This window comes from Streptomyces sp. NPDC107517 (assembly GCF_055582645.1).
Map to the genome: position 1 here is coordinate 420835 of NZ_JBVJPM010000003.1, position 25713 is coordinate 446547.

At 68.2% G+C, this 25713-nt stretch carries 23 protein-coding genes and 2 tRNA genes; 10 read left to right on the forward strand and 15 right to left on the reverse strand.

Translation table 11 applies throughout. The features are described from left to right. Nucleotides 1-13: 13 nt before the first annotated feature. Complete coding sequence (locus tag ACZ67T_RS09680; RefSeq protein ID WP_469982812.1) at nt 14-796, reverse strand: DUF881 domain-containing protein; 783 nt, start codon at nt 794-796, stop codon at nt 14-16. Between the two features lie 141 nt (nt 797-937). Between ACZ67T_RS09680 and crgA the strand changes: the two genes are divergently transcribed. Continuing rightward, nucleotides 938-1195 (forward strand): cell division protein CrgA, encoded by a 258-nt coding sequence (gene crgA, locus ACZ67T_RS09685; protein WP_326774929.1) that lies wholly within the window; start codon nt 938-940, stop codon nt 1193-1195. 243 nt (nt 1196-1438) lie between these two features. On the opposite strand, the gene ACZ67T_RS09690 is transcribed toward crgA, so the two are convergent. Together ACZ67T_RS09690 and ACZ67T_RS09695 are read right to left on the reverse strand one after the other, a co-directional pair. Beyond that, the gene (locus ACZ67T_RS09690; RefSeq protein WP_469982814.1) at nt 1439-2332 is read right to left on the reverse strand and encodes a rhomboid family intramembrane serine protease; all 894 of its coding nucleotides are present in this window, start codon (nt 2330-2332) and stop codon (nt 1439-1441) included. A gap of 97 nt (nt 2333-2429) precedes the next feature. Next, nucleotides 2430-2957 carry a peptidylprolyl isomerase gene (locus ACZ67T_RS09695; RefSeq protein WP_383093611.1) on the reverse strand — a complete coding sequence of 176 codons (528 nt, stop codon included), beginning with the start codon at nt 2955-2957 and terminating at the stop codon, nt 2430-2432. Between the two features lie 22 nt (nt 2958-2979). Between ACZ67T_RS09695 and ACZ67T_RS09700 the strand changes: the two genes are divergently transcribed. Both ACZ67T_RS09700 and ACZ67T_RS09705 read left to right on the forward strand, forming a co-directional pair. Beyond that, nucleotides 2980-3273, forward strand: a complete 294-nt coding sequence (locus ACZ67T_RS09700; RefSeq protein WP_469982815.1) for a hypothetical protein — start codon at nt 2980-2982, stop codon at nt 3271-3273. Next, a complete protein-coding gene (locus ACZ67T_RS09705) occupies nt 3270-3974 on the forward strand; it encodes a DUF5324 family protein (RefSeq protein WP_469982817.1) in 705 nt (234 codons plus the stop codon). The genes ACZ67T_RS09700 and ACZ67T_RS09705 overlap by 4 nt, the downstream gene beginning before the upstream one ends. A gap of 83 nt (nt 3975-4057) precedes the next feature. Here the strand turns inward: ACZ67T_RS09705 and ACZ67T_RS09710 are convergent. Beyond that, nucleotides 4058-4130 (reverse strand) — tRNA-Ala (locus ACZ67T_RS09710). A 182-nt stretch (nt 4131-4312) separates the two neighbouring features. On the opposite strand from ACZ67T_RS09710, the gene ACZ67T_RS09715 reads away from it, so the two are divergent. Both ACZ67T_RS09715 and ACZ67T_RS09720 read left to right on the forward strand, forming a co-directional pair. Then, nucleotides 4313-4861, forward strand: a complete 549-nt coding sequence (locus ACZ67T_RS09715) for a helix-turn-helix domain-containing protein (RefSeq protein WP_100597242.1) — start codon at nt 4313-4315, stop codon at nt 4859-4861. 119 nt (nt 4862-4980) lie between these two features. Further along, on the forward strand, nt 4981-6801 hold the full coding sequence (locus tag ACZ67T_RS09720; protein ID WP_469982819.1) for a serine/threonine-protein kinase: 1821 nt from the start codon (nt 4981-4983) through the stop codon (nt 6799-6801). A gap of 19 nt (nt 6802-6820) precedes the next feature. Here the strand turns inward: ACZ67T_RS09720 and ACZ67T_RS09725 are convergent, their stop codons facing one another. Together ACZ67T_RS09725 and ACZ67T_RS09730 are read right to left on the reverse strand one after the other, a co-directional pair. Next, nucleotides 6821-8260: a hypothetical protein gene (locus ACZ67T_RS09725; protein WP_469982821.1), complete on the reverse strand. Its 1440-nt coding sequence runs from the start codon at nt 8258-8260 to the stop codon at nt 6821-6823. Between the two features lie 222 nt (nt 8261-8482). After that, nucleotides 8483-8611, reverse strand: a complete 129-nt coding sequence (locus ACZ67T_RS09730) for a DLW-39 family protein (protein WP_003999697.1) — start codon at nt 8609-8611, stop codon at nt 8483-8485. A 315-nt stretch (nt 8612-8926) separates the two neighbouring features. Between ACZ67T_RS09730 and ACZ67T_RS09735 the strand changes: the two genes are divergently transcribed. After that, the gene (locus tag ACZ67T_RS09735) at nt 8927-9265 is read left to right on the forward strand and encodes a DUF6344 domain-containing protein (RefSeq protein WP_469982823.1); all 339 of its coding nucleotides are present in this window, start codon (nt 8927-8929) and stop codon (nt 9263-9265) included. A gap of 1043 nt (nt 9266-10308) precedes the next feature. On the opposite strand, the gene ACZ67T_RS09740 is transcribed toward ACZ67T_RS09735, so the two are convergent. The 9 genes from ACZ67T_RS09740 to dnaA form a co-directional block, all read right to left on the reverse strand. Beyond that, nucleotides 10309-10382: transfer RNA gene (locus ACZ67T_RS09740), tRNA-Ile, on the reverse strand. Between the two features lie 191 nt (nt 10383-10573). After that, on the reverse strand, nt 10574-11236 hold the full coding sequence (locus ACZ67T_RS09745) for a DUF3566 domain-containing protein (protein ID WP_469982824.1): 663 nt from the start codon (nt 11234-11236) through the stop codon (nt 10574-10576). A gap of 18 nt (nt 11237-11254) precedes the next feature. Beyond that, nucleotides 11255-13882: a DNA gyrase subunit A gene (gyrA, locus tag ACZ67T_RS09750; RefSeq protein ID WP_469982825.1), complete on the reverse strand. Its 2628-nt coding sequence runs from the start codon at nt 13880-13882 to the stop codon at nt 11255-11257. A 42-nt stretch (nt 13883-13924) separates the two neighbouring features. Continuing rightward, nucleotides 13925-16021, reverse strand: coding sequence for a DNA topoisomerase (ATP-hydrolyzing) subunit B (gyrB, locus tag ACZ67T_RS09755; RefSeq protein WP_469982827.1), 2097 nt, complete (start codon nt 16019-16021; stop codon nt 13925-13927). 274 nt (nt 16022-16295) lie between these two features. Beyond that, nucleotides 16296-16838 carry a DciA family protein gene (locus tag ACZ67T_RS09760; RefSeq protein ID WP_100597235.1) on the reverse strand — a complete coding sequence of 181 codons (543 nt, stop codon included), beginning with the start codon at nt 16836-16838 and terminating at the stop codon, nt 16296-16298. Then, nucleotides 16835-17959, reverse strand: a complete 1125-nt coding sequence (recF, locus tag ACZ67T_RS09765; RefSeq protein WP_469982828.1) for a DNA replication/repair protein RecF — start codon at nt 17957-17959, stop codon at nt 16835-16837. The genes ACZ67T_RS09760 and recF overlap by 4 nt, the downstream gene beginning before the upstream one ends. 91 nt (nt 17960-18050) lie before the next feature. Next, nucleotides 18051-18926: a phosphogluconate dehydrogenase (NAD(+)-dependent, decarboxylating) gene (gene gnd, locus ACZ67T_RS09770; protein WP_469982830.1), complete on the reverse strand. Its 876-nt coding sequence runs from the start codon at nt 18924-18926 to the stop codon at nt 18051-18053. Nucleotides 18927-19072: 146 nt separating this feature from the next. Further along, nucleotides 19073-20203, reverse strand: coding sequence for a DNA polymerase III subunit beta (gene dnaN / locus ACZ67T_RS09775; RefSeq protein ID WP_116512073.1), 1131 nt, complete (start codon nt 20201-20203; stop codon nt 19073-19075). An 891-nt stretch (nt 20204-21094) separates the two neighbouring features. Then, nucleotides 21095-23152, reverse strand: coding sequence for a chromosomal replication initiator protein DnaA (dnaA, locus tag ACZ67T_RS09780; protein ID WP_469982831.1), 2058 nt, complete (start codon nt 23150-23152; stop codon nt 21095-21097). Nucleotides 23153-23527: 375 nt separating this feature from the next. Between dnaA and rpmH the strand changes: the two genes are divergently transcribed. The 4 genes from rpmH to yidC are packed head-to-tail and all read left to right on the forward strand — an operon-like array spanning nt 23528 to nt 25704. Next, nucleotides 23528-23665, forward strand: coding sequence for a 50S ribosomal protein L34 (gene rpmH, locus ACZ67T_RS09785; protein ID WP_006381191.1), 138 nt, complete (start codon nt 23528-23530; stop codon nt 23663-23665). Between the two features lie 18 nt (nt 23666-23683). Continuing rightward, complete coding sequence (rnpA, locus tag ACZ67T_RS09790; protein WP_469982833.1) at nt 23684-24055, forward strand: ribonuclease P protein component; 372 nt, start codon at nt 23684-23686, stop codon at nt 24053-24055. Continuing rightward, nucleotides 24052-24411: a membrane protein insertion efficiency factor YidD gene (gene yidD, locus ACZ67T_RS09795; RefSeq protein WP_100597227.1), complete on the forward strand. Its 360-nt coding sequence runs from the start codon at nt 24052-24054 to the stop codon at nt 24409-24411. Before rnpA ends, yidD begins: the two co-directional genes overlap by 4 nt. Nucleotides 24412-24414: 3 nt before the next feature. Then, nucleotides 24415-25704, forward strand: a complete 1290-nt coding sequence (gene yidC, locus ACZ67T_RS09800) for a membrane protein insertase YidC (RefSeq protein WP_469982834.1) — start codon at nt 24415-24417, stop codon at nt 25702-25704. Nucleotides 25705-25713: the final 9 nt, after the last annotated feature.

Sequence of the window (25713 nt, forward strand, 5' to 3'; positions counted from 1 at the left end):
CTCCCCCAGGCGGCTACTCCACGGGCTTCGCGTAGTGGAGATCCACTGTGCCCGAGTAACCGGGAAGAGTCACCGCCCCGTCGTCCTCGACTTTCCAGCCGAGGCCGTAGGCGTTGACGTAGAGCATGTAGTTCTGGATCTGGGGCGAGACGGCGAGCGCCTGCTTCAGCTTCTCCGGGTCCCCGACCGCGGTGATCTTGTACGGGGGTGAGTAGACCCGGCCCTGGAGGATCAGGGTGTTGCCGACACAGCGCACGGCGCTGGTGGAGATGAGCCGCTGGTCCATGACCTTGATGCCCTGCGCGCCGCCGTTCCACAGGGCGTTGACGACGGCCTGGAGGTCCTGCTGGTGGATGACCAGGTCGTTCGGCTGGGGTTCGGGGTAGCCGGGGAGCTTGGCGGTGGCGTTCGGCGGGGCGTCCGCGAGCGTGACCGAGACGGCCTGTCCGCGCAGTTTCTTGGTGCCGGACGCCTTCTCCAGGGCGGACAGTTTGGCGTCCCCGGCCTTGGTGCCGGCGCCGCCGCGCTCGGTGAGAGCGTCGACGTCGTCGCGGATCGCGCTGTTGGACTCCTCGAGCTGGCCGTTCTTGTGGCTGCGCTCCTGGATGAGGTCGGAGAGCTTCAGCAGCGAGGTGTCGGTGCGGATGTTGGTGCCCTTGGCGGTGTTGAAGCTGGTGAAGAAGATCAGCCCGGCCAGGGCGAACACGGCCACGGTCAGCAGCCGCATGGGACGGAGGCGCACGCGGGGGCGGCCCCCGCCGGGGGGCTCTTCCCGGGAGTCGGCAGAATTGCTCAACGTACCCTTATCTCCTTCAGCGCCGCGGAAGCACTACGCTAACGGACGCCCGGGGGAGCGCAGAGATTCCCCTTGTACGCTGCCCGGAGCCAGCCCACGTCCCCTGCGCGGCCACGCAGCGCATCGACAGGAGAGACCCTCGTGCCGAAGTCACGTATCCGCAAGAAGGCCGACTACACGCCGCCTCCGGCGTCGAAGCAGGCGGCGAATATCAAGCTGACCAATCGCGGCTGGGTAGCCCCGGTGATGCTCGCGATGTTCCTGATCGGGCTCGCCTGGATCGTCGTCTTCTACGTCACCGACGGCACCCTGCCGCTGGACGCGCTCGGCAACTGGAACATCGTCGTGGGCTTCGGCTTCATCGCGGCCGGGTTCGGCGTTTCCACGCAGTGGAAGTAGCTCTGCCCCTAGTTATCCACTGAGTTATCCACAGCTCTTTCCACAGTGGGGAAAAGGTCGGAAGATCTGTGGATAACCCACCGGGCGTTGACGCCGGTGTGACTGACGCACCGCAGCTCGCCCACATGTTCGCCCCTTGTCCTGGCTGGGGAAACCCAGGTCAGCGACAAGGGGCACACCTGTTCCCCACCGAGTGCACAGGATCCGGCACCGTCTGTGGACAACGTGGGCCACGGACTGAGCTCAAGTGAGCTGGGCCGTCCTCACAAGCACAGTGACGACCACCACGGCGAGGACGAGCGCACAGGTCCCGTACTGCACCAGCGAGCGGCGCTCCCTGGGGGCGTGGACCATCGCGTACCCGACGACCACGCCGGCGACGAGCCCGCCGACGTGGGCCTGCCAGGCGATGTTGCCCCACGTGAACGTGAAGAGCAGGTTCAGCGCGAGAAGGGCGATCACGGGGCGCATGTCGTAGTTGAGACGCCGCACCAGCACCGCCGTCGCGCCCAGGAGCCCGAAGACGGCACCGGACGCACCGAGGGACTGTTCGCTCGGCCCCGCGATCGCGTAGGTCAGCGCGCTGCCGGCCAGCCCCGAGACCATGTACAGCGCGATGTAGCGGGCCCGGCCGAGCGCCGCCTCCAGCGGGCCGCCGAGCCACCACAGGCCCAGCATGTTGAACGCGATGTGCCACACCTCCTGGTGCGTGAACATCGCCGTCACCAGGCGGTACCACTCGCCGCCTGCCACGCCCTGGTCCGGGGCGAAGGGCGCGGGAGGCCAGGCCCCGATCAGAACGAAGTCGGAGAGCAGCCGGTCCCACACATGGACCGCGATGAACACCGCCACGTTGATCCCGATAAGGATCTTCGTGACCAGGCGAGGATCGGCCGCGATGGTGCCGCCCGTGATCGTCCTCGGCCTGCTGGCTGCCGGGCCGTGCCCCGTAACGGAACCGCCCCGCACACAGTCCGGGCACTGGAAGCCCACCGAGGCGCTGACCATGCAGTCCGGGCAGATGGGCTTGTCGCAGCGGGCGCAGCGGATCCCGGTCTCGCGGTCAGGGTGCCGATAGCAGCGGGGCGTGCCTTGCGCTTCCTGAGGACTCTGCGGACTGCCTGGCACCTGATCCATCGGAATCCCCTCGTACGCAACGGGCGCGGTCAACACATGGCCCCGCCCATCCTTACGGATGAGCGGGGCGTATTGGTTCCCGTCGGCCCGGTTCGCGTCAGCGGGTCTCCACGACGACCGACTCGATGACCACGTCGTTGACCGGCCGGTCCGTACGCGGGTTCGTCTGCGCGGTCGCGATGCCGTCCACGACCTTCTGGCTGGCCTCGTCGACGACCTCGCCGAAAATCGTGTGCTTACGGGTCAGCCAGGCCGTCGGCGACACCGTGATGAAGAACTGGGAGCCGTTGGTGCCCGGGCCGGCGTTCGCCATGGCCAGCAGGTACGGCCTGTCGAAGGCGAGGTCGGGGTGGAACTCGTCCTCGAACTGGTAGCCGGGGCCGCCGGTGCCGTTGCCCAGCGGGTCACCGCCCTGGATCATGAAACCGCTGATCACCCGGTGGAAGACCGTGCCGTCGTAGAGCTTGTCGGTGGACTTCTCGCCCGTCTCCGGGTTCGTCCACTCCCGCTCACCCCGAGCGAGCTCGACGAAGTTCTTGACCGTCTTGGGCGCGTGGTTCGGCAGCAGCCGGACTTCGATGTCGCCTTGGTTGGTCTTCAGGGTGGCGTAGAGCTGCTCAGCCACGATCTGCCTTCCGTTGCCTTCTGTGACGATCCGATCCTCGCACGCCCCCGTTGACCCGTCGCCCGGCGGCAGCCGCAGAATTTCCGGCCGAGTCGCCACCGAGGAGGCGCGCCGCAAGGCGATCCGTGGCATTGTCGTCCGCAAGCCCTATTGCACCGTATTGATCAGCTATTGCCTGGAATACCTCGGCACGTCCAAAGGCGGCTTGTGCCCCGAATGCCCGCCCTCGCATGCCGCACTGCCGCCGGGCAGGCATGATCCGAAAAAGGGTGGAAAGGTGAAAACCTATACGCCACCGAGGAGGAGGATCCCGTGACCCGCATCGACAGCGTGCGCGCCGCGACCGGCTCGGCGAAGGACAGCGTGCTGCACGCCGCGGAAGTGGTGGCGCCCTACGCCGAGACGGCCAAGGACCGGGCCGCACTGTATGCGCAGGAAGCGCGCGTACGGCTCGCGCCCGTGATGTCGCAGGCTGCGCAGCAGACCCGCGACCAATACGACACGTACCTCGCACCGCATCTTGAACAGGCCCGCAGCCATGTGCCGCCGAAGGTCGACCAGGCCGCGCAGGACGCAGCCGTCCGCACCCGGAAGGCAGCCCGCCAGGCCGCCGACTACGCCAGGCCGCGGATCGAGCAGGCCGTGGCCGCCGCCCAGCCCGTCCGCGAGGAGGCGACGGCCCGCAGCGTCGCGGCGATCGCCGCCCTGCGTGGGCAGGTGTCGCCGAAGGAGATCCAGAAGCTCGTCCGCAAGCACGAACGGCGGGCGCGGGCGGGACGCGTCGCCAAGGGCTTCCTCGTCGTCGGCATCCTCGCCGGGGGCGCCTTCGCCGCCTGGAAGTGGTGGGACAAGCAGGCCAACCCGGACTGGCTGGTCGAACCGCCGGCCGCGACCGAGGTCGCGGACAGTACGCCCCTGTCGTCGGTGGACGGCAGCCAGGGCTCCCTCGACCCCGAGGTACAGGCCAAGCAGGCCGAAGCGGAGGCGGACGCCGCCGACCGCAACGACCGCGGCTGAGCCTCGAACTTGCAGTAACGCCGTAGGGCGGGAGACCAGTGGTCTCCCGCCCTACGGCGTTCACGTGTTTCACGTGGAACCTGTGGAGCCTAGGAGATTCGAACTCCTGACATCTGCCTTGCAAAGGCAGCGCTCTACCAACTGAGCTAAGGCCCCGAAAACGATACGTCGAACCAGAAGAAGTGCGATCCGGTGCGCATCGCAGACCAGAGTACCGGGTCACCCCCCGGATCTCGCAAAAGGATTGGGACTCCCGGTCCACAACCACTCTCCGTAAGATGCCCCACGTGGTTCGCGGCAGCGAACCGCCGTATTTGGGGAAGCGATGGGGAGACGCAATGGACGCCGCACAGCAGGAAGCTACCGCAAGAGCCCGGGAGCTCCAGCGAAACTGGTACGGAGAGCCACTGGGGGCGCTCTTCCGTCGCCTCATCGATGATCTGGGCCTCAACCAGGCCCGGCTCGCGGGGGTTCTCGGCCTGTCCGCGCCCATGCTCTCCCAGCTGATGAGCGGTCAGCGCGCGAAGATAGGCAACCCGGCCGTCGTCCAGCGTGTCCAGTTGCTCCAGGACCTGGCGGGTCAGGTCGCCGACGGAAGCGTCAGCGCCGCCGAGGCCACCGAGCGCATGGACGAGATCAAGAAGTCACAGGGGGGCTCGGTGCTCACCAACACCGCGCAGACGACAACCAGTTCGGGCGCACCCACGGTCAAGCGCGTGGTCCGCGAGATCCAGTCGCTGCTGCGCTCCGTCTCCGCGGCCGGGGACATCATCGATGCGGCGGACACTCTCGCCCCGAGCCACCCGGAACTGGCAGAGTTCCTCCGGGTCTACGGCGCCGGGCGCACCTCCGACGCCGTGACCCACTATCAGGCGCACCAGAGCTGATCCCGGCCGAACGCCAGCGACATCGGGCCGGCCGCGCGTCCCGCGGCCGGTCCTGGGCCGCGGGACCATCCGAGAGGCCGGACGCGTCGTGACGGCCGAGGGGGGAGCGACGCACCACGATGGGTGAGGTCTTCGCCGGACGCTACGAACTGGCCGACCCGATCGGCCGCGGGGGAGCAGGCGCCGTATGGCGCGCCTGGGACCACCGGCGCCGCCGATATGTGGCCGCCAAGGTCCTGCTGCAGAGCGATGCCCACACCCTGCTCCGCTTCGTGCGCGAACAGGCACTGCGGATCGACCACCCCCACGTCCTCGCCCCGGCCAGCTGGGCCGCGGACGACGACAAGGTCCTGTTCACCATGGACCTCGTCGCCGGTGGCTCGCTGGCGCATCTGATCGGCGACTACGGGCCTCTGCCACCGTCCTTCGTGTGTCTCCTCCTGGATCAGCTCCTCGCCGGCCTCACCGCGGTGCACGCGGAGGGGGTCGTGCACCGCGACATCAAGCCGGCCAACATCCTCCTGGAGGCGACCGGCACGGCCCGGCCTCATCTGCGCCTCTCGGACTTCGGCATCGCGATGCGCAAGGGCGAGCCCCGGCTCACCGAGACCGACTATGTGGTGGGAACGCCCGGCTACTTCGCCCCCGAACAGGCGATGGGCGGTGAGCCGGACTTCCCCGCAGACCTGTTCGCCGTCGGTCTGGTCGCCCTGTATCTGCTCCAGGGCGCCCGGCCGGACTCCAGGGCACTGATCGAGCGCTTCACCGATCACGGCACCCCTGGCGCGCCCCAGGGGATTCCCGGCCCTCTGTGGACCGTCGTGGCCGGTCTGCTGCAGCCTGATCCGGAAGCGCGCTTCCGTACCGCCACAGGCGCCCGCAAGGCCCTCCTGGCGGCCTCCGAGCTGCTTCCCGAGCCCGGACCCGACGACGAACTGGTCGAGGTCTTCGATCAACTCGGCGCACTCCCACCCGGGTTCGCCCCGACCGGCCCGACCACGACCTCCCGGGCGGTCGCCCCCGGCCTCGTACACGACCGGACCCCGAACCATGGCTCGACCGGCCGTACGCCAGGCCGTTCCACCACGCGGAAGCCTGCTCCGGGAGAGTCCCTGCCGGCACTCCCACCGGAGCCGCCGGCGCCGGTGCCACCGCCACCGCTGTATGCCCCCGCGGTGCCGGACGACGTCCCACTGGCGGACTCGTCCGTCCGAGGCCCCGCCACCGCCGCGCCCCAGGGGCCGGAGCCCTTCGCACCACAACCCGGCGTGCGCGGGCCCAGCGTCACGCCCGGACCCACCCCGTCCGGACCCGTCCCGCCCGGGACCTCCCCGTCGGCAACCGACAGGCCCGGGTCCCGCACGTCGGGAACGGTCACGCCCGGCACCGGCATGTCCGAAACCGGCAGCTTCCACCTGCCACCGCCTCCTCCCGCGCAGCCCCCCACACAGCCACGCGTGCAGCCCCCCGCGCATCCATTCGCACAGACCTCTCCCGAGCGTCAGGCAATCGCCCCCAACACGGCGCCCCACCACGCTCCCGAGTACACCGCCCAGCCACACCCTCACCCCACAGCACCACAAACCGCACCACAACCGGCGCCTAACCCGGAACCACAACCAACCCCACCAACCCGCCCGCACCCCCACGAGCCCTCCCCCCACACCCCGGCCACGACCCCGGCCACGCAGCGCTCCTACGCCGCTCCAGCTCCCGCACCGGCGCCCGCTCAGCCCGCCTCTATCTCTACGTACACCGCCCAGAGCGTTCAGGTTCCACTCCTCGGCCACCCGAATCCCGGCGGCGCGCCCCAGAGCCCGACCCCCCATCGGCGGGTACGGAAACGGCGACCGGGACCGCCCGCGAAGGTGGCGATCCCGGTGCTGTTCGTCGCCCTGATCAGTTTCGCGGTGGGCATCTGGGCGCTGACCCAGGCCTGAGAACCCCGGCTCGCCCCGCCTACCAGCCGGCAGACACCCGCCGACGAGCGACGTACGTCCATACGACGAGCCCCAGCACCAGCACGGACCCCGTGCCGATCCCGGCGATCCCGACGACCGTCATGCGGTTCGCCCGACCGGACCCGCCCTGCGCCCCCTGCCCGCCGCCCTGCCCACCCGCCGAGGGCACCGATGAGTCCCCGCCCTGCGCGGACCCGCTCGCAGCGGCGGCCCGGTCCGCGTCAGTGACCTGGAACGCCCCCGGATTCCGCACATACGCGGGCGCCGAAGCCGCGTCCCCCTGGACCGTCAGACGGAGCGTCAGCCCGGACTCCTTGTTCCCGAAGGTCCCCTTCATCTCCGGCGTGAGGGAGACCTTCAGGTAGTACCAGCCGGCGAACCGCATGCCCGCTTCGTCCGGGCGCGACAGATAGCGGTTCTCGTAGGCGACCGGAGGCAGGGAGTCCAGGGCCGCCACGGCGGGCTCCCCTCCGTACGAGGCGTCCTTCGACGTGATCTGTGTCCGCGCCGGGTTGTACAGCGCCACACTGAGGGCATTCGGCACAAAGCCCGTACGGTGCGCGTCCCCCGCCGAGGCACCCAGCTCGGCCCCGGTGAAGAGCTGCTGTCCCCAGTCCAGCGGTACCCGGTAGAACAGCGTCTGCCCCGGGCGGATCCGGTCCTTCCACACGCCTTGCCGCAAGCTCTGCGCGTCGTTGAAGCCCGTGCCGCCGCGGCGTTCGGAAGGGATCCCGGCGGGCGGCCGCGGCGAAGACGACGGCCAGGCCCCGGGCCCGGTGGTGGCGGGCGGCGACTTGAGCGCGGGCTCCGAGGAGACGCTCAGTTCCAGGTCCCAGCGCTCCCGCGTGGAGTCAGGCGCGGTCCTGCGCGCGACGACCACGTCATACGTGCCCGCATCCTGGCAGCGCCCGCCGCCCTTCCGGACGACCCGCTCCGCGGTGGCGGCTATCGGCCTCGGGTACTCGGCGGAGCGGAACGCCGCGACCTCGGAGTCACAGCGATTGCCCTGTCGATCCTGCAGGGTCACGGAAATGCTGTCGTTGAACGCCACCTTCACGTCCGCCCCGGCCTTCGGCACCGCCACCGCCGAGACATACGTGTCGGAGGATCCATCCAGGCCGACGCGGTAGTAACGCGTGCCGGCCGCCCCCTTCGCACCCGACCCACTGCCGAGCCCGGTGCCCTTCACCCCCGCCTCGATGGAGCTCCGATAGGTCTCCCCGGCCTTGAGCTCCACCGCATCCGTACTGGTCACCGCACCCTGAACGGTTTTTGCATCGTGCGCGAAGACATACGGGGCCGATTCCCCGGCCGCCGCCGTCCCGGGCACCGCCACCACCGCGACCGCAGCGGCCACCGCGCACATCGCTGCCGTGAACGCCGGCACCGGCCGTCCCCGCCCGCGCAGCACCACGCGCCGCCCTCCGCGCCGACTCATCACGCGCCCCTTCGTCGCCCCCGCCACAGCCATCGCTTTCATCGCCGGACGACCATCCTGCCGCCAGGGCCCCATACGCCCCACCGGCATTCACGAAAGCAAGCAAATGATTTACGTAAGCGAATATGAAGCCCGGGGCGACCTTGCGCCCACCTCACCCCGGACAGCACAAAGCCCCGACCGCTCATGCGATCGGGGCCCTGAAGAGACTGTCGTCGATACTCACGAACCCGTGGGTACGGAGTCAGTCGCCTCCGTCCACAGATCCTGCTCGGCGCGATCCGCCTGGATCTGGCGGTACACGAGGAGCCCGCCGATGGCGGCCAGTGCGACCAGGAGAAGCTTCTTCACCGCGCGACCTCGTCTTTCTTTGACGTAGGGGACCTCTGGCGCCCGACTATACACACCGGCCGATACCGATCGGTGACCTGCACCCGGGCCCAACTCCCGCACCCCGTCGACCAGTCGAACCGGACCACGGGGCGCCGATCACACTTCACGGAACGTGACATTCAGCGTGATTGACGGACTTACGGCGCGATTACGCCCATTCGAGTGCTGTTCATCTGAACATCGACGCGCCACGGGCGTCGGTCCCCCACTACGGAGCCCACATACACATCATGAGGAAAGTACGCAAATCGCCCAACCCGAAAGTGAGGGATCATGGCCACCAACAAGGTCATCAAGCTGTGGACCGTCCTCATCACCGCCTTCCTCGCGGTACTGACCGCGATGGGTCTCACCTCCCCGGCCGCCGCGGCCACTCCCGTACAGCAGACGGAGGGCGCCCGCAACGCGGCGGTGAGCACCCCCGTCGCTACCGCCGTCCGAGCTCCCTGGGCCTTCAAACGGTCCCTGCCTCCCACAATGAAGCAGCGCATCCGCGCCGAGGCCCACGGTTCCTCCCCCAGCTGCCGCCACCGCCCGCCGGTCGACGCGTTGTTCGGGAACGAGTTCGAAGAGACCGCGGCAGGAATCAGCGCTATCCACTCGCAGGCGTAGCAACAGCAGTGCGTGCGACGAAGCTCCACCAGCAGTAGCCACAACGGCAGTAGCCACAGCAGTACCAGCAGCGGCAACGAAAGCGGCAACGGCAAGAGAGCCGGCCCTGGAGAACCGCACCAGAATCTTCGCAGTAGACCCATCGCAGCAAGAAGCTCCACCGCAAGAACAGCCGGTGAGGAAGACCGACAGGCACCACCGGCAGGCACCACCGCAGAGAACGTCCGGCAGCACGGTCATCGGCCCAAGCCGACAGCGCCGCTCAGCAGCCAGCACGAGCACGAACAGCACAGACCGACGCACTACCCGCACCACGGCACAGCAGCGCGGCACAGCAGAGCCACGGCGGCGGCACCAGGCAGCGCTTCACCAGCGCAGCCACGCCCCGAACCTGCCCGCCGCACTCCCGATCCAGATCCCGATCCCGATCCACATCCAGATCCAGACGGCACCGAACGGCAGGCGAAACGCCCACCGCGACACCGCGCCGTCGACGGACCGCGCTCCCGCGCCCTCGACCTTTCACGACCCCGGCCGGCACAGGCTGAGGGTCTTCTCGGCGTGTGCCCCCGGGCTACGGCCCCGTCCCGCCACCTTGGCGCGCCTGGTCCGGGCCATTGAGGACATGATCGCGCGCTGCCTCGAGCACGAGACTGCCGCCGGCAATGGCACCTCGATGTCCAGCCTTGGCACCCTCCCACTGCGCGGCGTGCGCACACACCACGGGACAGGCGCTGCTACTCGCCAACGGGGTTATCGGCATCAGCCTCGTACGGGGGGCGAGCAGAGCGAACCGGCCGCCACCGCCCTGAGCGTGAAGCAGGGCGGCCGGATCGGAACTGCCGCGGTCGGCGGATGCATCACCACCAGCAGGGATCAGGGGATCACCTGACAGCCGTCGAAGTCGACGGACGGCTGGACACCCGCACTGTCATGGACGGCATCCAGGCCTACCCGGCGCGGCGAGTCAACAAGGACGCCAAAACGAAGAGAGGCCCTCTCCCACCAGGGGGAGAAGACCTCATCTTCATGTACTGCTTCTGTGGGGCTAACAGGATTTGAACCTGTGGCCTCATCCTTATCAGGGATGCGCTCTAACCAACTGAGCTATAGCCCCGCCGCGCTTTGCGGTGTGTGTCCCGCGCGCTGACCTCTGAAGATTAGCGCACGACCCGGCCAGTCCCAAAATCGATAGCTGGGACCCCGCTCCATCGGCCAAAAGGACTGTGGAGCGCACCCCGTCAGGGAATGCGCTCCACATGTGTCACGGCGACCGGAGCGGCGGCCGTAACGGCTGCCGCTCGGCTGCTACTCGTCCTCGGCGAGGGTCAGCTCGACGCCGCCCACGAAGCCGGCGGAGAGGTTGTAGATGAACGCGCCGAGCGTGGCCAGCGCCGTCGCGAGGACGACGTCGATGACCGCGATGATCGACGTGAAGATCAGGACGCGCGGCAGCGACAGGAACGACTGAAGGTCGAAGCCATTGGACTCGTTCGAGCCGGTGGCCTCGGAGATCGTGCCGCCGACGGTCGAGAAGACGCCCATGGCGTCCATGACCATCCACAGCACCGCGGCCGCGACGACGGTGCAGATACCGAGCGCGATGGAGAGCAGGAAGCTGACCTTCATCACCGACCACGGATCGGCCTTGGCGACCCTCAGGCGCGCCTTGCGCGTACGAGGCGTCGTGCGGGCCCCCGTGCGCGGCCTGCGGACCGCTCCGGCCGGCGGAGCCGCCTGGTAGGCCTGCGGCGGTTGGTACGGCTGCGAGGACTGCGGGGGCTGCTGCCGCTCCCCGGGCAGCGCCCCGTCCGTGCCGGCCGCGTACTGCTGCGTCTGCGGACCTCGGGTGTCCGTCACAGTTCCCCCCTGGGATCCATGAGACTCGGGCGAGTCGTTCGAGTCATTGGCGGGGCCACGGCCGCCGTCCGTTTCCGTACCGGTCGATCCGGCGCCCGTGGCTCCGCTCACGATGACTCACTCCTCGCGCTACTCGGCCGTGGACTCCGTGCCCTCGTCCGTTTCGACAGCCGTCTCGACCTCGACGGCCTCGTCGACGATGACGTCACCGTCGACCTCCTCCGCCTCGCGACCGGCCTCGGCGTTACGAGCGATACCGACCACGGCATCGCGCTTGCCCAGGTTGATCAGTTGGACGCCCATGGTGTCACGGCCCGTCTCCCTGACCTCGTTGACTCGCGTACGAATCACACCGCCGGACAGCGTGATGGCGAGGATCTCATCGGTCTCCTCGGTCACCAGCGCGCCGACGAGCGATCCGCGGTCCTCCACGATCTTGGCGGCCTTGATACCGAGGCCGCCGCGACCCTGGACGCGGTACTCGTCGACGGCGGTCCGCTTCGCGTACCCGCCGTCGGTGGCGGTGAACACGAACGTACCCGGCCGGACGACATTCATCGAGAGCAGCTGGTCGCCCTCGCGGAAACTCATACCCTTCACACCGGATGTGGCGCGGCCCATCGGGCGCAGCGCGTCGTCCGTTGCGGTGAAACGGATGGACTGCGCCTTCTTGCTGATGAGCAGCAGGTCGTCCTCGGCGGAGACCAGCTCGGCGCCGATCAGCTCGTCGTCGGAGCCGTCCTCCGTCTCGCGGAGGTTGATGGCGATGACGCCGCCCGAGCGGGGCGAGTCGTAGTCCTTGAGGGGGGTCTTCTTCACGAGGCCGCCCTTTGTGGCGAGGACCAGGTAAGGGGCCGCCTCGTAGTCACGGATCGCGAGGATCTCGGCGATCGCCTCGTCCGGCTGGAAGGCCAGCAGGTTGGCCACGTGCTGGCCGCGCGCGTCACGGCCGGCGTCCGGGAGCTCGTACGCCTTCGCGCGGTAGACGCGGCCCTTGTTCGTGAAGAACAGCAGCCAGTGGTGCGTCGTCGACACGAAGAAGTGGTCGACGATGTCGTCTTCCTTGAGCTTCGTGCCGCGTACGCCCTTGCCGCCGCGCTTCTGCGAGCGGTAGTCGACCGTCTTGGTGCGCTTGACGTAGCCGCCGCGCGTGATGGTGACGACGATGTCCTCTTCGGCGATCAGGTCCTCAATGGACATGTCGCCGTCGAAGGGCACCAGCTTGGAGCGACGGTCGTCGCCGAACTTCTCGACGATCGCCCCGAGTTCCTGGCTGATGATCTGGCGCTGGCGCTCCGGGGAGGCCAGGATCGCGTTGTACTCGTCGATCTTGAGCTGCAGTTCGTCGTGCTCGGCGACGATCTTCTGGCGCTCCAGGGCGGCCAGTCGGCGCAGCTGCATCTCGAGGATCGCGTTGGCCTGGATCTCGTCGATCTGCAGGAGGCCCATCAGGCCCTCGCGGGCGATCTCGACGGTGTCACTGCGCCGGATGAGCGCGATGACCTCGTCGATGGCGTCCAGGGCCTTCAGGAGGCCGCGCAGGATGTGGGCGCGCTCTTCGGCCTTGCGCAGGCGGAACTTCGTGCGGCGGACGATGACCTCGACCTGGTGGCTCACCCAGTGACGGATGAAGGCGTCCAGGGAGAGGGTGCGCGGCACGCCGTCGACGAGCGCCAGCATGTTGGCGCCGAAGTTCGTCTGGAGGTCGGTGTGCTTGTAGAGGTTGTTCAGGACGACCTTGGCGACGGCGTCGCGCTTCAGGACGATGACGAGGCGCTGGCCGGTGCGCGACGAGGTCTCGTCGCGCACGTCGGCGATGCCGCCGACGCGGCCGTCCTTCACCAGGTCGGCGATCTTCTGCGCGAGGTTGTCCGGGTTGACCTGGTACGGGAGCTCGGTGACCACCAGGCACTGGCGGTTCTGGATCTCCTCGACCTCGACGACCGCGCGCATCGTGATGGAGCCACGGCCCGTGCGGTACGCCTCCTCGATGCCCTTGCGGCCCACGACCAGGGCGCCGGTCGGGAAGTCCGGGCCCTTGATGCGCTCGATGAGCGCGTCCAGGAGCTCCTCGTGCGAGGCTTCCGGGTTCTCCAGGTACCACTGGGCGCCGGAGGCGACCTCGCGCAGGTTGTGCGGCGGGATGTTGGTGGCCATGCCGACCGCGATGCCCGCGGAGCCGTTGATCAGCAGGTTCGGGAAGCGGGCCGGCAGGACGGTCGGCTCCTGGGAGCGGCCGTCGTAGTTGTCCGTGAAGTCGACGGTCTCCTCGTCGATGTCACGGACCATCTCCATGGACAGCGGCGCCATCTTGCACTCGGTGTAGCGCATGGCGGCGGCGGGGTCGTTGCCCGGGGAGCCGAAGTTTCCGTTCGAGTCCACCAGCGGCATACGCATCGACCACGGCTGGGCCAGGCGGACCAGGGCGTCGTAGATCGAGGAGTCGCCGTGCGGGTGGTAGTTGCCCATGACGTCGCCGACGACGCGGGCGCACTTGTAGAAGCCCTTCTCGGGCCGGTAGCCGCCGTCGTACATCGCGTACAGGACGCGGCGGTGGACGGGCTTGAGGCCGTCCCGTACGTCGGGCAGGGCGCGCGACACGATGACGGACATCGCGTAGTCGAGGTACGAGCGCTGCATCTCGGTCTCGAGCCCGACGGGCTCGATGCGCTGGGCGCCCTCCTCGGGCACCGTTTCGACGCTGACGCTGATCTCGACGCCTTCTTCAGGCGTGGGGGGAGTGTTCTCGTCGGTCATTGCTGGTCAAGATCCTTTCTGATGCGGTCAGCTGAGACCGACTCAGATGTCGAGGAAGCGGACGTCCTTGGCGTTGCGCTGGATGAACGAGCGGCGCGCCTCGACGTCCTCGCCCATCAGGACGGAGAACAGGTCGTCCGCCTGGGCGGCGTCATCGAGGGTGACCTGGCCGAGCACGCGGTGCTCGATGTCCATCGTGGTGATGCGCAGCTCCTCGGCGTTCATCTCGCCGAGACCCTTGAAGCGCTGGATCGAGTCCTCGCGGATCCGCTTGCCCTGCTGACGGCCGAGCTCCGTCAGGGCGTCGCGCTCACGGTCCGAGTACGCGTACTCGAAGTCCTCACGACCCCACTTGATCTTGTAGAGCGGCGGGCGCGAGAGGAACACGTAGCCGGCCTCGACGAGGGGCCGCATGAAGCGGAACAGGAAGGTCAGCAGCAGGGTGTTGATGTGCTGGCCGTCGACGTCGGCGTCCGCCATCAGAATGATCTTGTGATAGCGGAGCTTCTCGATGTCGAAGTCCTCGTGGACTCCGGTGCCGAAGGCGGAGATCAGCGCCTGGATCTCCTGGTTCTGCAGGATCTTGTCGATCCGCGCCTTCTCGACGTTCAGGATCTTGCCTCGGATGGGCAGAATGGCCTGGTACTGCGGGTTACGGCCGGACTTGGCCGAGCCGCCGGCGGAGTCACCCTCGACGATGAAGATCTCGCACTTGGTGGGATCGTTCGACTGGCAGTCGGAGAGCTTGCCCGGCAGGGACGCCGACTCCAGCAGGCCCTTGCGGCGGGTGAGGTCGCGGGCCTTGCGGGCCGCCACGCGCGCGGTGGCCGCCTGGATGCCCTTGCGGATGATGTCCGCGGCCTCGACGGGGTTACGGTCCAGCCAGTCGTTCAGGTGCTCGTAGACCACCTTCTGGACGAAGGTCTTCACCTCGGTGTTGCCCAGCTTGGTCTTGGTCTGGCCCTCGAACTGCGGCTCGCTCAGCTTCACCGAGATGATCGCCGTCAGACCCTCGCGGATGTCGTCACCCGTGAGGTTGTCGTCCTTCTCCCGGAGCAGCTTCTTGTCGCGCGCGTACTTGTTGATCAGCGAGGTCAGCGCGGCGCGGAAGCCCTCTTCGTGAGTACCGCCCTCGTGCGTGTGGATGATGTTGGCGAAGGAGTACACGCCCTCGGTGTAGCTGCTGTTCCACTGCATCGCGACCTCGAGGGACAGGAGCTTGTCCTTGTCCTCGGCCTCCAGGTCGATGACGGAGGGGTGCACCACGTCTCCCTTGCGGGAGTTGAGGTACTTCACGAAGTCGACGATGCCGCCCTCGTAGTGGTACTCGACGGCCTTGACCTCGGGCTTCTCGTCGGCGCCCGCCTCGTCCGCCCCGGCGACGGCCTTCGCCGACTCACGCTCGTCGGTGAGTTTGATCCTCAAACCCTTGTTGAGGAACGCCATCTCCTGGAAGCGCCGCGACAGCGTCTCGAAGGAGTAGTCGGTGGTCTCGAAGATGTCCGGGTCGGCCCAGAAGGTGACCGACGTGCCGTGCTCGTCCGTGGCCTCGTGCTGCGCGAGCGGGGCCGTGGGGACGCCCAGCTTGTAGTCCTGGGTCCAGCGGTGGCCGTCGGTCTTGACCTCGACGGCGACCTTCATAGACAGCGCGTTGACGACGGAGACACCCACGCCGTGCAAACCGCCGGAGACCGCGTAGCCGCCGCCGCCGAACTTGCCGCCCGCGTGCAGCACGGTCAGCACGACCTCGAGGGCGGGCTTGCCCTCGGACGGGACGATGCCCACCGGGATGCCGCGGCCGTTGTCCACGACGCGCACACCGCCGTCGGGCAGGATCGTCACGTCGATCGTGTCCGCGTGGCCGGCCAGCGCCTCGTCGACGGAGTTGTCGACGACCTCCTGCACCAGGTGGTGCAGGCCGCGCTCACCGGTCGAACCGATGTACATGCCGGGCCGCTTGCGGACCGCGTCCAGACCCTCGAGGACTGTGATGGCGCTGGCGTCGTAGGCCGGGGTCACCTCGCCGGAGGACTGATTGACCTCTGCCGGGGCCTGGCCGACGGCGTCGGCGGCAGTGGACGGGATGTTCTCGTTGGGGTTGCCGGAATCGGCCACGAAGCGCCCTTTCTGGCACAGCACAAGCCAAACTCTGGCGGTGGCCGGAGCGGCTGCGTCGTTCAGCGATAGTCAGCGTTGCTCGGTGCGTCCCACAAGTGGGGCGGGATTAACTCTCAGTCTACCGGTAGCGCCGACAGTGATGGGGGTTTGCCGGTACCTGAGTCCGCATGTGCCGCCCTGAACCGGCCTCTGCCGACTCCCCATATGCGTCCCGGGGCTCCAAGAGGCTCACAGCGGCACTCAGCGCTTCCGAGCGTCAACCGGGTGTCAACCCCCGGTCGGCAGCTCCCCCGACTCACCCGTAGGTGTCGCCGGGACCCTTGCTTCCTGGGGCACGCAGGGGGCCGAAGCGACGGGCGGGAGCGTTGGGCCCAAGGATCTTCAGAAGCCGTACGGTGCCGTGCCCCAGGTCCTCGTTGAGCCGCGCCACCAGCGTCGGAGCCAGGTAACGCAGCTGCATCGCCCAGGCCGTCGAGTCGCACTGGACAGTCAGGACACGCTCGTCCTCGTCGTACTTCAGGGGCTCGGAGTGCTTGGCGAGGTCCTCGCCCACGATCTCCGGCCAGCGGCCCATGACACCGCCGACAGCGGCCGGCGCCTCCCAGCCGCGCTCGGTGATCAGACGGTTGATGGCCGCGCCGAACGCGACCGGGTCGCGGCCGTCGGCGCGCGCCCCGGACCTCAGTCCGCCGCCTCGCCGGGCCTGCTTCTTCTGCTGGTCGGCCACTCCACGCGCGCGTGCCTGCTCCTTCGCGGCGCGCAGGGCCACGCGCGCCAGGTCGACGCCGGACGGCTCTGGGGCCTTCTGGGGGGCGTCGCCGGATGTGTTCTCGGTCATATCCGCTCCACCGTTCCTTCGGACACCGCGTACCGCGTGCCCGCCAGGACGCCCGGCACGTCGTCGTCCACCGCGGCCGTCACCAGAACCTGCTCGCCGGGGGCGACCAGCTCGGCGAGACGCTCCCTGCGCCGCGCGTCGAGCTCCGCGAAGACGTCGTCGAGCACGAGCACCGGCTCGTTCCCCTCGGCCCGCAGCAGGTCGTACGAGGCCAGGCGCAGAGCCAGCGCGTACGACCAGGACTCGCCGTGGCTGGCGTACCCCTTCGCGGGCAGCTGGCCGAGCTTGAGGACCAGGTCGTCGCGGTGCGGTCCGACGAGGGTGACGCCCCGCTCGATCTCCTGCTTGCGGGCCGCTTCGAGGGCGGCCATCAGCTGCTCGTAGAGCTCTTCGCGCGCGTGGCCGTCGATTTCGGGCGAGGACGGCTTGTAGTCGAGGGCGAGCGGGCCTCCGCCGGGCGCCAGCTGCTCGTACGCCTTGTCGGCGAGCGGCTGGAGCACGGCGATCAGGTCGAACCGCTGCGCGAGCAGCTCGGCGCCCACGCGCGCGAGGTGCTGGTCCCACACGTCGAGGGTCGACAGGTCCATCGACCGGCCGCCGTGCCTGCGGGCGAGCGCGGCCGACTTGAGGAGCGTGTTGCGCTGCTTGAGTACGCGGTCGTAGTCGGACCGCACGCCGGCCATGCGCGGGGAGCGGGCGGTGATGAGTTCGTCGAGGAAGCGGCGGCGCTCGCCGGGGTCGCCCTTGACGAGCGCGAGGTCCTCCGGCGCGAACAGGACCGTGCGCACGATGCCGAGCACGTCACGCGGTCTGACCTGTGAGGATCGGTTGATCCTGGCGCGGTTGGCCTTGCCCGGGTTGAGTTCGAGCTCGATGAGCTGCTGGCGCTCGCCCTGCCGGACCGCGGCCCGGATGACGGCGCGCTCGGCTCCCATGCGGACCAGCGGCGCGTCTGAGGAGACCCGGTGGCTGCCGAGGGTGGCCAGATAGCCGACGGCCTCGACGAGGTTGGTCTTGCCCTGCCCGTTCGGACCCACGAACGCGGTGACGCCCGGATCGAGAGGGACCTCGACCCGGGCGTACGAGCGGAAGTCGGCCAGCGACAGATGCGTCACATGCATGGTCGTTCGCCGACCTCCCCCAAGGTGTGGAGCGGGTGTGGATTACTTCGTCGTGGAGCTTCGTGGACGCGTTGTGGGTTCGCTTTGTGGATCAGCTCTTCTCGACGGCGTGGCCGCCGAACTGGTTACGCAGGGCAGCGATCATCTTCATCTGCGGCGAGTCGTCCTGACGCGAGGCGAAGCGCGCGAAGAGGGACGCGGTGATCGCGGGCAGCGGCACCGCGTTGTCGATGGCCGCCTCGACCGTCCAGCGGCCCTCACCGGAGTCCGCGGCGAAGCCGCGCAGCTTGTCCAGGTGCTCGTCGTCGTCCAGCGCGTTGACCGCAAGGTCGAGCAGCCAGGAACGGATGACCGTGCCTTCCTGCCAGGAGCGGAAGACCTCACGGACGTTCTCCACCGAGTCGACCTTCTCCAGGAGCTCCCAGCCCTCGGCGTAGGCCTGCATCATGGCGTACTCGATGCCGTTGTGGACCATCTTCGCGAAGTGGCCCGCGCCGACCTTGCCCGCGTGTACGGCGCCGAATTCGCCCTCCGGCTTGAGCGCGTCGAAGATCGGCTGGACCTTGGCGACGTGCTCCTTGGTGCCGCCGTACATCAGGGCGTAGCCGTTCTCCAGGCCCCAGACCCCGCCGGAGACGCCGCAGTCCACGAAGCCGATGCCCTTGATACCCAGCTCGACGGCGTGCTTCTCGTCGTCGGTCCAGCGCGAGTTGCCGCCGTCCACCACGACGTCGCCGGGCGAGAGGAGATCGGCGAGTTCGTCGACCGTGGCCTGAGTCGCCGCGCCGGCGGGGACCATCACCCACACCACACGCGGACCCTTGAGCTTGTCCACAAGCTCTCCGAGGCTGTGGACGTCCGCGAGGTCCGGATTGCGGTCGTATCCGATGACGGTGTGGCCTGCGCGGCGGATGCGCTCGCGCATGTTGCCGCCCATCTTGCCGAGACCGACGAGACCGAGCTCCATCAGGTGGTTCCTTAAGTTGCGACGGGGCGTGAGGTGGTGCGTGAGGCACTCCCGCACCTGTGTTCCGAGCCTAAACCCGGACGCTCACGCACACCTGTGGGCATAGCCGCTCAGGCGAACGCCCGGCGGCCATGCCCTGTGGAGCGTCAGCCCGACAGCCGCACCGGCATGATCAGGTACTTGTACGCGTCGTCCGCCTCGGCGTCCACGGCGGGCCGGCCACTGAGCAGCGCCGGCTTCGTGGAAGTCGTGAAGGAGAGCTGGGCGACCGGGGAGTCGATCGCGCTCAGGCCGTCCAGGAGGAACGTCGGGTTGAAGGCGATGGAGATGTCGTCGCCGTCGAGCTGGGCGTCGACCCTTTCCACAGCCTGTGCGTCGTCGCTGGAGCCGGCCTCCAGAATGAGCACGCCCTGCTCGAAGCTGAGCCGCACCGGGGTGTTCCGCTCGGCGACAAGGGCCACACGCTTGACTGCCTCCACGAAGGGGGCGGTCTCGATGACGGCCACGGAGTTGAACTCCGTCGGGAACAGGGTGCGGTACTTCGGCAGGTCGCCCTCGAGCAGACGCGTCGTCGTACGGCGGCCGGCACCCTCGAAGCCGATGAGGCCCTCACCGGCGCCGGAGCCCGACAGAGCCAGGGTGACCGTGTCACCGCTCGTGAGCGCCTTGGCGGTGTCCAGGAGCGTCTTGGCGGGCACCAGGGCGACCGCGGACGCCTCGGGGTCCTCCGGCTTCCACAGGAACTCGCGGACCGCGAAGCGGTAGCGGTCGGTGGACGCCAGGGTGACCGTGTCGCCCTCGATCTCGATGCGCACCCCCGTGAGCACCGGCAGGGTGTCGTCACGGCCGGCGGCGATGGCCACCTGGGCCGCGGCGGAGGCGAAGACCTCACCGGGGACGGTGCCCGTCGCCGTCGGCATCTGCGGCAGCGCCGGGTACTCCTCCACAGGCAGGGTGTGGAGTGTGAATCGCGAGGAGCCGCAGACCACGGTCGCTCGTACACCGTCTGTGGAAATCTCCACCGGACGGTTCGGCAGGGCACGGCAGATGTCTGCCAGGAGCCGGCCGGAGACGAGGACGGTGCCCTCCTCGTCGATCTCCGCGTCGACCGAGACCCGCGCCGAGACCTCGTAGTCGAAGCTCGACAGGCTCAGTGCGCCCTCCTCGGCCTTCAGGAGAAGGCCCGCGAGGACCGGCGCAGGCGGTCGGGCCGGAAGGCTGCGCGCCGCCCAGGCCACTGCCTCCGCGAGTACATCGCGTTCCACCCGGATCTTCACCGTAAGCCGCCTCCTGCTGTTGCTGGCTGCTCTCGCCCTGCGTTGGTCTTCGGTCTTCGTCGTGTGACTCGGTGTCGCTCAGCCGCCACATGGGAAGGACACCGGGGAACAGTCTGACGTACGGCGCTGACAGTCGTTGCCGCTCGGGGTCAAGTCGTGCCGACCCGCTGTCGGGCACCGGACCCCGAGTTGTGCACAGCCCCCACTTCGATCCTGATTCCCAGCTCTCTCTAGTTGGGAGTAGTAGTAGGGGCTGTGGAAACCGTGGATAACTGCCTTTTCGCAGGTCAGAGTCTGTTTTTTGTCCACCGGGCCTGTGGGCGCGAGCGGTGGACAACCGGGGTTCTCTGTGGACGGGGAAAAGTTCTGCACACCCGATACACAGGCCGGGGCCACTTCTCCCCAGAGCTGTCCCCAGCTTTGCCCCGGTTCCCCACAGCCCAACCACACCCCTCGATGTGACGCCTTTCACTCGGCACGGTGATTCCGCGCGCTGCGTTGCCGAACAGTGGACAGCCGTGTGGAGAAGCCGCTCCCAGCTGTGCACAAGGGCCTCTGACCTGTGGGTCGACGGTGGACAACGAAACCCACACCCTGTGGAGGAAGATCTTGTCCACAGCCTGTGGAGATCTTTTGTCCACGAATCCACAGCCGCCTGACCTGGTCTGATGGTCATTCAGCAGGGGGCGCTGTGGACACAGTCTGGACAACTTGGCAGTCCCCAGGGTGTGGACGCAAGAAAGTCGGCACATCTGTGGAGAACACCCGTAACCAGGGACGGGAATCGAACAACCCGTCCGGCCGCGCCGTCCCACAGCAACGAAGAAGGGCGCCCCAGGAGTGGTCCCGGAGCGCCCTTCGACGGCGTACAGAGGGGTCTGACTGCTGCTGTCAGCCGTTCTTGATGCGGTTGGTGAGCTCGGTGACCTGGTTGTAGATGGACCGCCGCTCGGCCATCAGCGCGCGGATCTTGCGGTCCGCGTGCATGACCGTCGTGTGGTCGCGGCCGCCGAACTGCGCACCGATCTTCGGCAGGGACAGGTCGGTGAGCTCACGGCACAGGTACATCGCGATCTGGCGTGCCGTCACCAGGACGCGGCTGCGCGAGGATCCGCACAGGTCGTCCACCGTCAGACCGAAGTAGTCGGCCGTCGCCGCCATGATCGCCGTCGCCGTGATCTCGGGGGCCGAGTCCTCGCCGCCGGGGATCAGGTCCTTGAGGACGATCTCCGTCAGACCGAGGTCCACGGGCTGCCGGTTCAGCGACGCGAACGCCGTGACCCGGATCAGCGCCCCCTCCAGCTCGCGGATGTTGCGCGAGATGCGGGACGCGATGAACTCGAGGACCTCCGGCGGAGCGTTCAGCTGCTCCTGCACCGCCTTCTTACGAAGGATGGCGATACGGGTCTCCAGCTCGGGCGGCTGGACGTCGGTGATCAGGCCCCACTCGAAGCGGTTGCGCAGCCGGTCCTCCAGGGTCACCAGCTGCTTGGGCGGCCGGTCACTGGAGAGCACGATCTGCTTGTTCGCGTTGTGGAGCGTGTTGAAGGTGTGGAAGAACTCCTCCTGCGTCGATTCCTTGTCCGCGAGGAACTGGATGTCGTCGACGAGAAGGATGTCCATCTCGCGGTACCGCTTGCGGAAACTGTCGCCCTTGCCGTCGCGGATCGAGTTGATGAACTCGTTGGTGAACTCCTCGGAGCTCACATAACGCACGCGCGTGCCCGGGTACAGACTGCGCGCGTAGTGCCCGATCGCGTGCAGCAGGTGGGTCTTGCCGAGCCCCGACTCCCCATAGATGAAGAGGGGGTTGTACGCCTTCGCCGGCGCCTCGGCGACGGCGACCGCGGCCGCGTGGGCGAAACGGTTCGAGGCACCGATGACGAAGGTGTCGAACAGGTACTTGGGGTTCAGTCGCGCGGTCGGCTCCCCGGGACCCGTCGCCGGCGCGGGCTGCGCGGCGAGCGGTCCGGGGGCGCCACTGGGGACACCGCGGCCTCGGCCACCGTCCTGCCCGGGACGGCCGCCCATCGGACCGTCGTTGAGGTCGCGGCGCTCGTGCCGGCCGTGCCGCCCCTGACGGTCGGACATCTGCTGCTCGTACGACGACCGATCCGACTGCTGCTCGTATCCGGAGCGCTCGACCTGCTGGTCGTAACCATTGCGGTCCGGCTGCTGGTCGTAACCACTGCGGTCCGGCTGCTGGTCGTATCCCGTCCGGTCCGGTTGCTGGTCGTAGGGCGAGCGCTCCTGCGGCTCGTAGGGAGAGCGTTCCTGCTGCTGTTCGTAAGGGGAGCGCTCGTTCTGCGGCTCGTAGGGGGAGCGTTCCTGCTGCCGGTAGTCGTGCTGCTGGGGCGGGTTCGCGTAGGGGTCGCGCTCGGGGAAGCCGAGCCGCGGCTGCTGCCAGCTGTACTCGTCCTGCGACCGCGGCCAGGCGCCCGGTTCCGGACGCTGATAGTCCGGGTACGCGGGGCGGGCGGTCGGCAGCTGGTCGGCGCGGGCGCCCTGGGACTGATCCCCGCGGGGGCCCTGCGCGTGGTCGTCCGCCCGGCGGCCGTACGGGTCGTACGGCTCGTGGGCCTGGTTCTGGCCCTGGTTCTGGGCCGGCGGCAGCTCGGGCTCTTCGTAGCGGTGCTGCGGTACGGGGGGTGCGGACGGAACGGGCTGTTCACCGACGGAGTCGTCGACCGTGATCGCGATGCGGATCGGGCGGCCGCACTCGCGACTCAGCGTCTCGGCCACGACCGGCGCGAGCCGTCCTTCGAGTACGCCCTTCGCGAACTCGTTCGGAACGGCGAGCAGCGCGGTGTCGGCGACCAGCGCGAGAGGCTGGCAGCGCCGGATCCAGTGTTCGTCCTTCGTCTCGACGCCCTGCCCACGGCCCTCCCCGAGGAGCTGCTCCAGAACTCGTGGCCACACTGCGGCAAGATCGGCAGGTACGTCAGCCACAGGGCACGCTCTCTCGCAGGTCCCACGAAGGTGTGGTTCTGGGACGGTTCGGAAGAAAATCGGGGTGGGGCGGTGAGAAGGGAACGAATCGGAGTTCAGCCACGGTAGTCAGGGCAACCGGTGCGGTTCAAGTTGTTGTCCACAGGCTGTGCACAGTGTCCCTCACCCGATGCCGGTTTGACCGGATGGCTGAGCCGCGCGTACCGTGACCAGGTCGAGTTGTCGATGGCTGCTGCCGCCTGCCTCCGATGGGCAAAGATCACGATCTGTGATTGTGAAGCGGTGCACTCGGTGCGTATACGCGAGCTTCTCGTGGGCGCACGGTGACAGCCAGGCGATGTCCCGCCACCACACAATCATTTCTGGAGCCCCCGAGTGAGCAAGCGCACCTTCCAGCCGAACAACCGTCGTCGCGCCAAGACCCACGGCTTCCGCCTGCGGATGCGCACCCGTGCCGGCCGCGCGATTCTCGCGAACCGCCGTGGCAAGGGTCGCGCCAGCCTGTCCGCCTGATCGCGTACAGGTCATGACGTGCTGCCTACCGAGAATCGGCTGAGGCGGCGCGAAGACTTCGCGACCGCGGTACGCCGAGGACGCCGGGCTGGCCGCCCGCTCCTCGTCGTCCATCTACGTAGCGGTGCAACGGACCCGCACGCGCCTGGGGAGAGCGTTCCCCCGACGCGTGCGGGTTTCGTCGTGAGCAAGGCAGTCGGTGGAGCTGTCGTACGTAACGCGGTGAAGCGCAGACTTCGCCACCTCATGCGCGACCGACTCGCACAGTTGTCCCCCGGTAGCCTGGTAGTCGTACGTGCGTTGCCCGGCGCGGGTGACGCCGACCATGCACAGCTGGCCCGAGACCTGGATGCCGCCCTTCAGCGGTTGCTGGGAGGGGGCGCGCGATGAAATACCCGCTGCTTGCTCTGATCAAGCTCTACCAGTGGACCATCAGCCCGCTGCTGGGGCCTGTGTGCAAGTACTACCCGTCGTGTTCCCACTACGGCTTCACAGCGATCGACCGCCATGGTGCGATCAAGGGAACAGCTCTCACCGCCTGGCGCATCCTCCGGTGCAATCCGTGGTCGCTCGGCGGTGTCGACCACGTTCCGCCGCGCAAGCGTCCGCGGTGGCACGAAATGCTGCGTAACGCCTGGCGCGAACGCAAGGGCGGGCCTTCCGCCGCCGGCGCGCCTTCAGAGTGTGGCCACACCAGCCCCTCGAGCCCCGCCGCCGAGACCCCGTCCCATGCTCAAGGAGCCTGATTAGTGGACACGATTGCCGGTTTTTTCAGTTTCATCACGACACCCGTTTCGTGGGTCATCGTCCAGTTCCACTCGTTGTACGGGGCGATCTTCGGCCCGGACACGGGCTGGGCCTGGGGCCTGTCCATCGTGTCCCTGGTGATCCTGATCCGTATCTGCCTGATCCCGCTCTTTGTGAAGCAGATCAAGGCCACTCGGGCGATGCAGACGCTGCAGCCCGAGATGAAGAAGATCCAGGAGCGCTACAAGAACGACAAGCAGCGCCAGTCCGAAGAGATGATGAAGCTGTACAAGGAGACGGGTACCAACCCGCTCTCCTCGTGCCTTCCCATCCTGGCGCAGTCCCCGTTCTTCTTTGCCCTGTACCACGTGCTCAACGGCATCGCGACGGGCACCACCATCGGTGTCATCGACGACAACCTGCTGGCGAGCGCGCGTAAGGCGCACATCTTCGGCGCCCCGCTCGCGGCCAAGTTCACCGACTCCGCGGACAAGGTCGCCTCGCTCGGTGCCACGCTGACCGACGTCCGTGTCGTCACCGCGATCATGATCGTCCTGATGTCGGCGTCGCAGTTCTACACGCAGCGCCAGCTGATGACGAAGAACGTCGACATGACGGTCAAGACGCCGTTCATGCAGCAGCAGAAGATGCTGATGTACGTCTTCCCGGTCATGTTCGCCGTCTTCGGCATCAACTTCCCGGTCGGTGTTCTCGTCTACTGGCTGACCACCAACGTGTGGACCATGGGCCAGCAGATGTACGTCATCCGCCAGAACCCGACCCCGGGCAGCAAGGCCCAGGCGGCCCACCTGGAGCGCCTGCTCAAGCACGTCACGCACGCCGAGAAGACCCGCAACCGTCGGGAGCGCGGCATCGTGAAGGCGATCGTTGCCAAGGGCCGCGACCGCAACGAGTTCGAGCGCAAGTTCATCAACGGCCTGACCAAGGTGAACCTCGCCGCCCAGGCCGACGGAACGGTCATCAAGAGCGCGGCCGGCACTCTGACCGAGGATGAGGACGGGACTCAGACGACGGGCGGTACGCCGAAGAGGCAGCAGCCCAAGCGCCAGTCCAAGTCGCAGCGCCAGCACGGCACCGCCCAGAGCGGGGCCAAGGGCGAGTCCGACGCGCCGGAGCCCACGTCCCTCGAGAAGAAGGACGAGGCGGAAGGCGCCGAGCCCGAGGCCAAGCCGGCCGGCGACAAGCCTGCTTCCGGCACCCCTGCCCGCAGCAAAGCCAAGTCCGGACAGCGCAAGGGCCCGCAGCGGCCCAAGTCCCCGTCCAAGAAGTAAGAAGGAGTC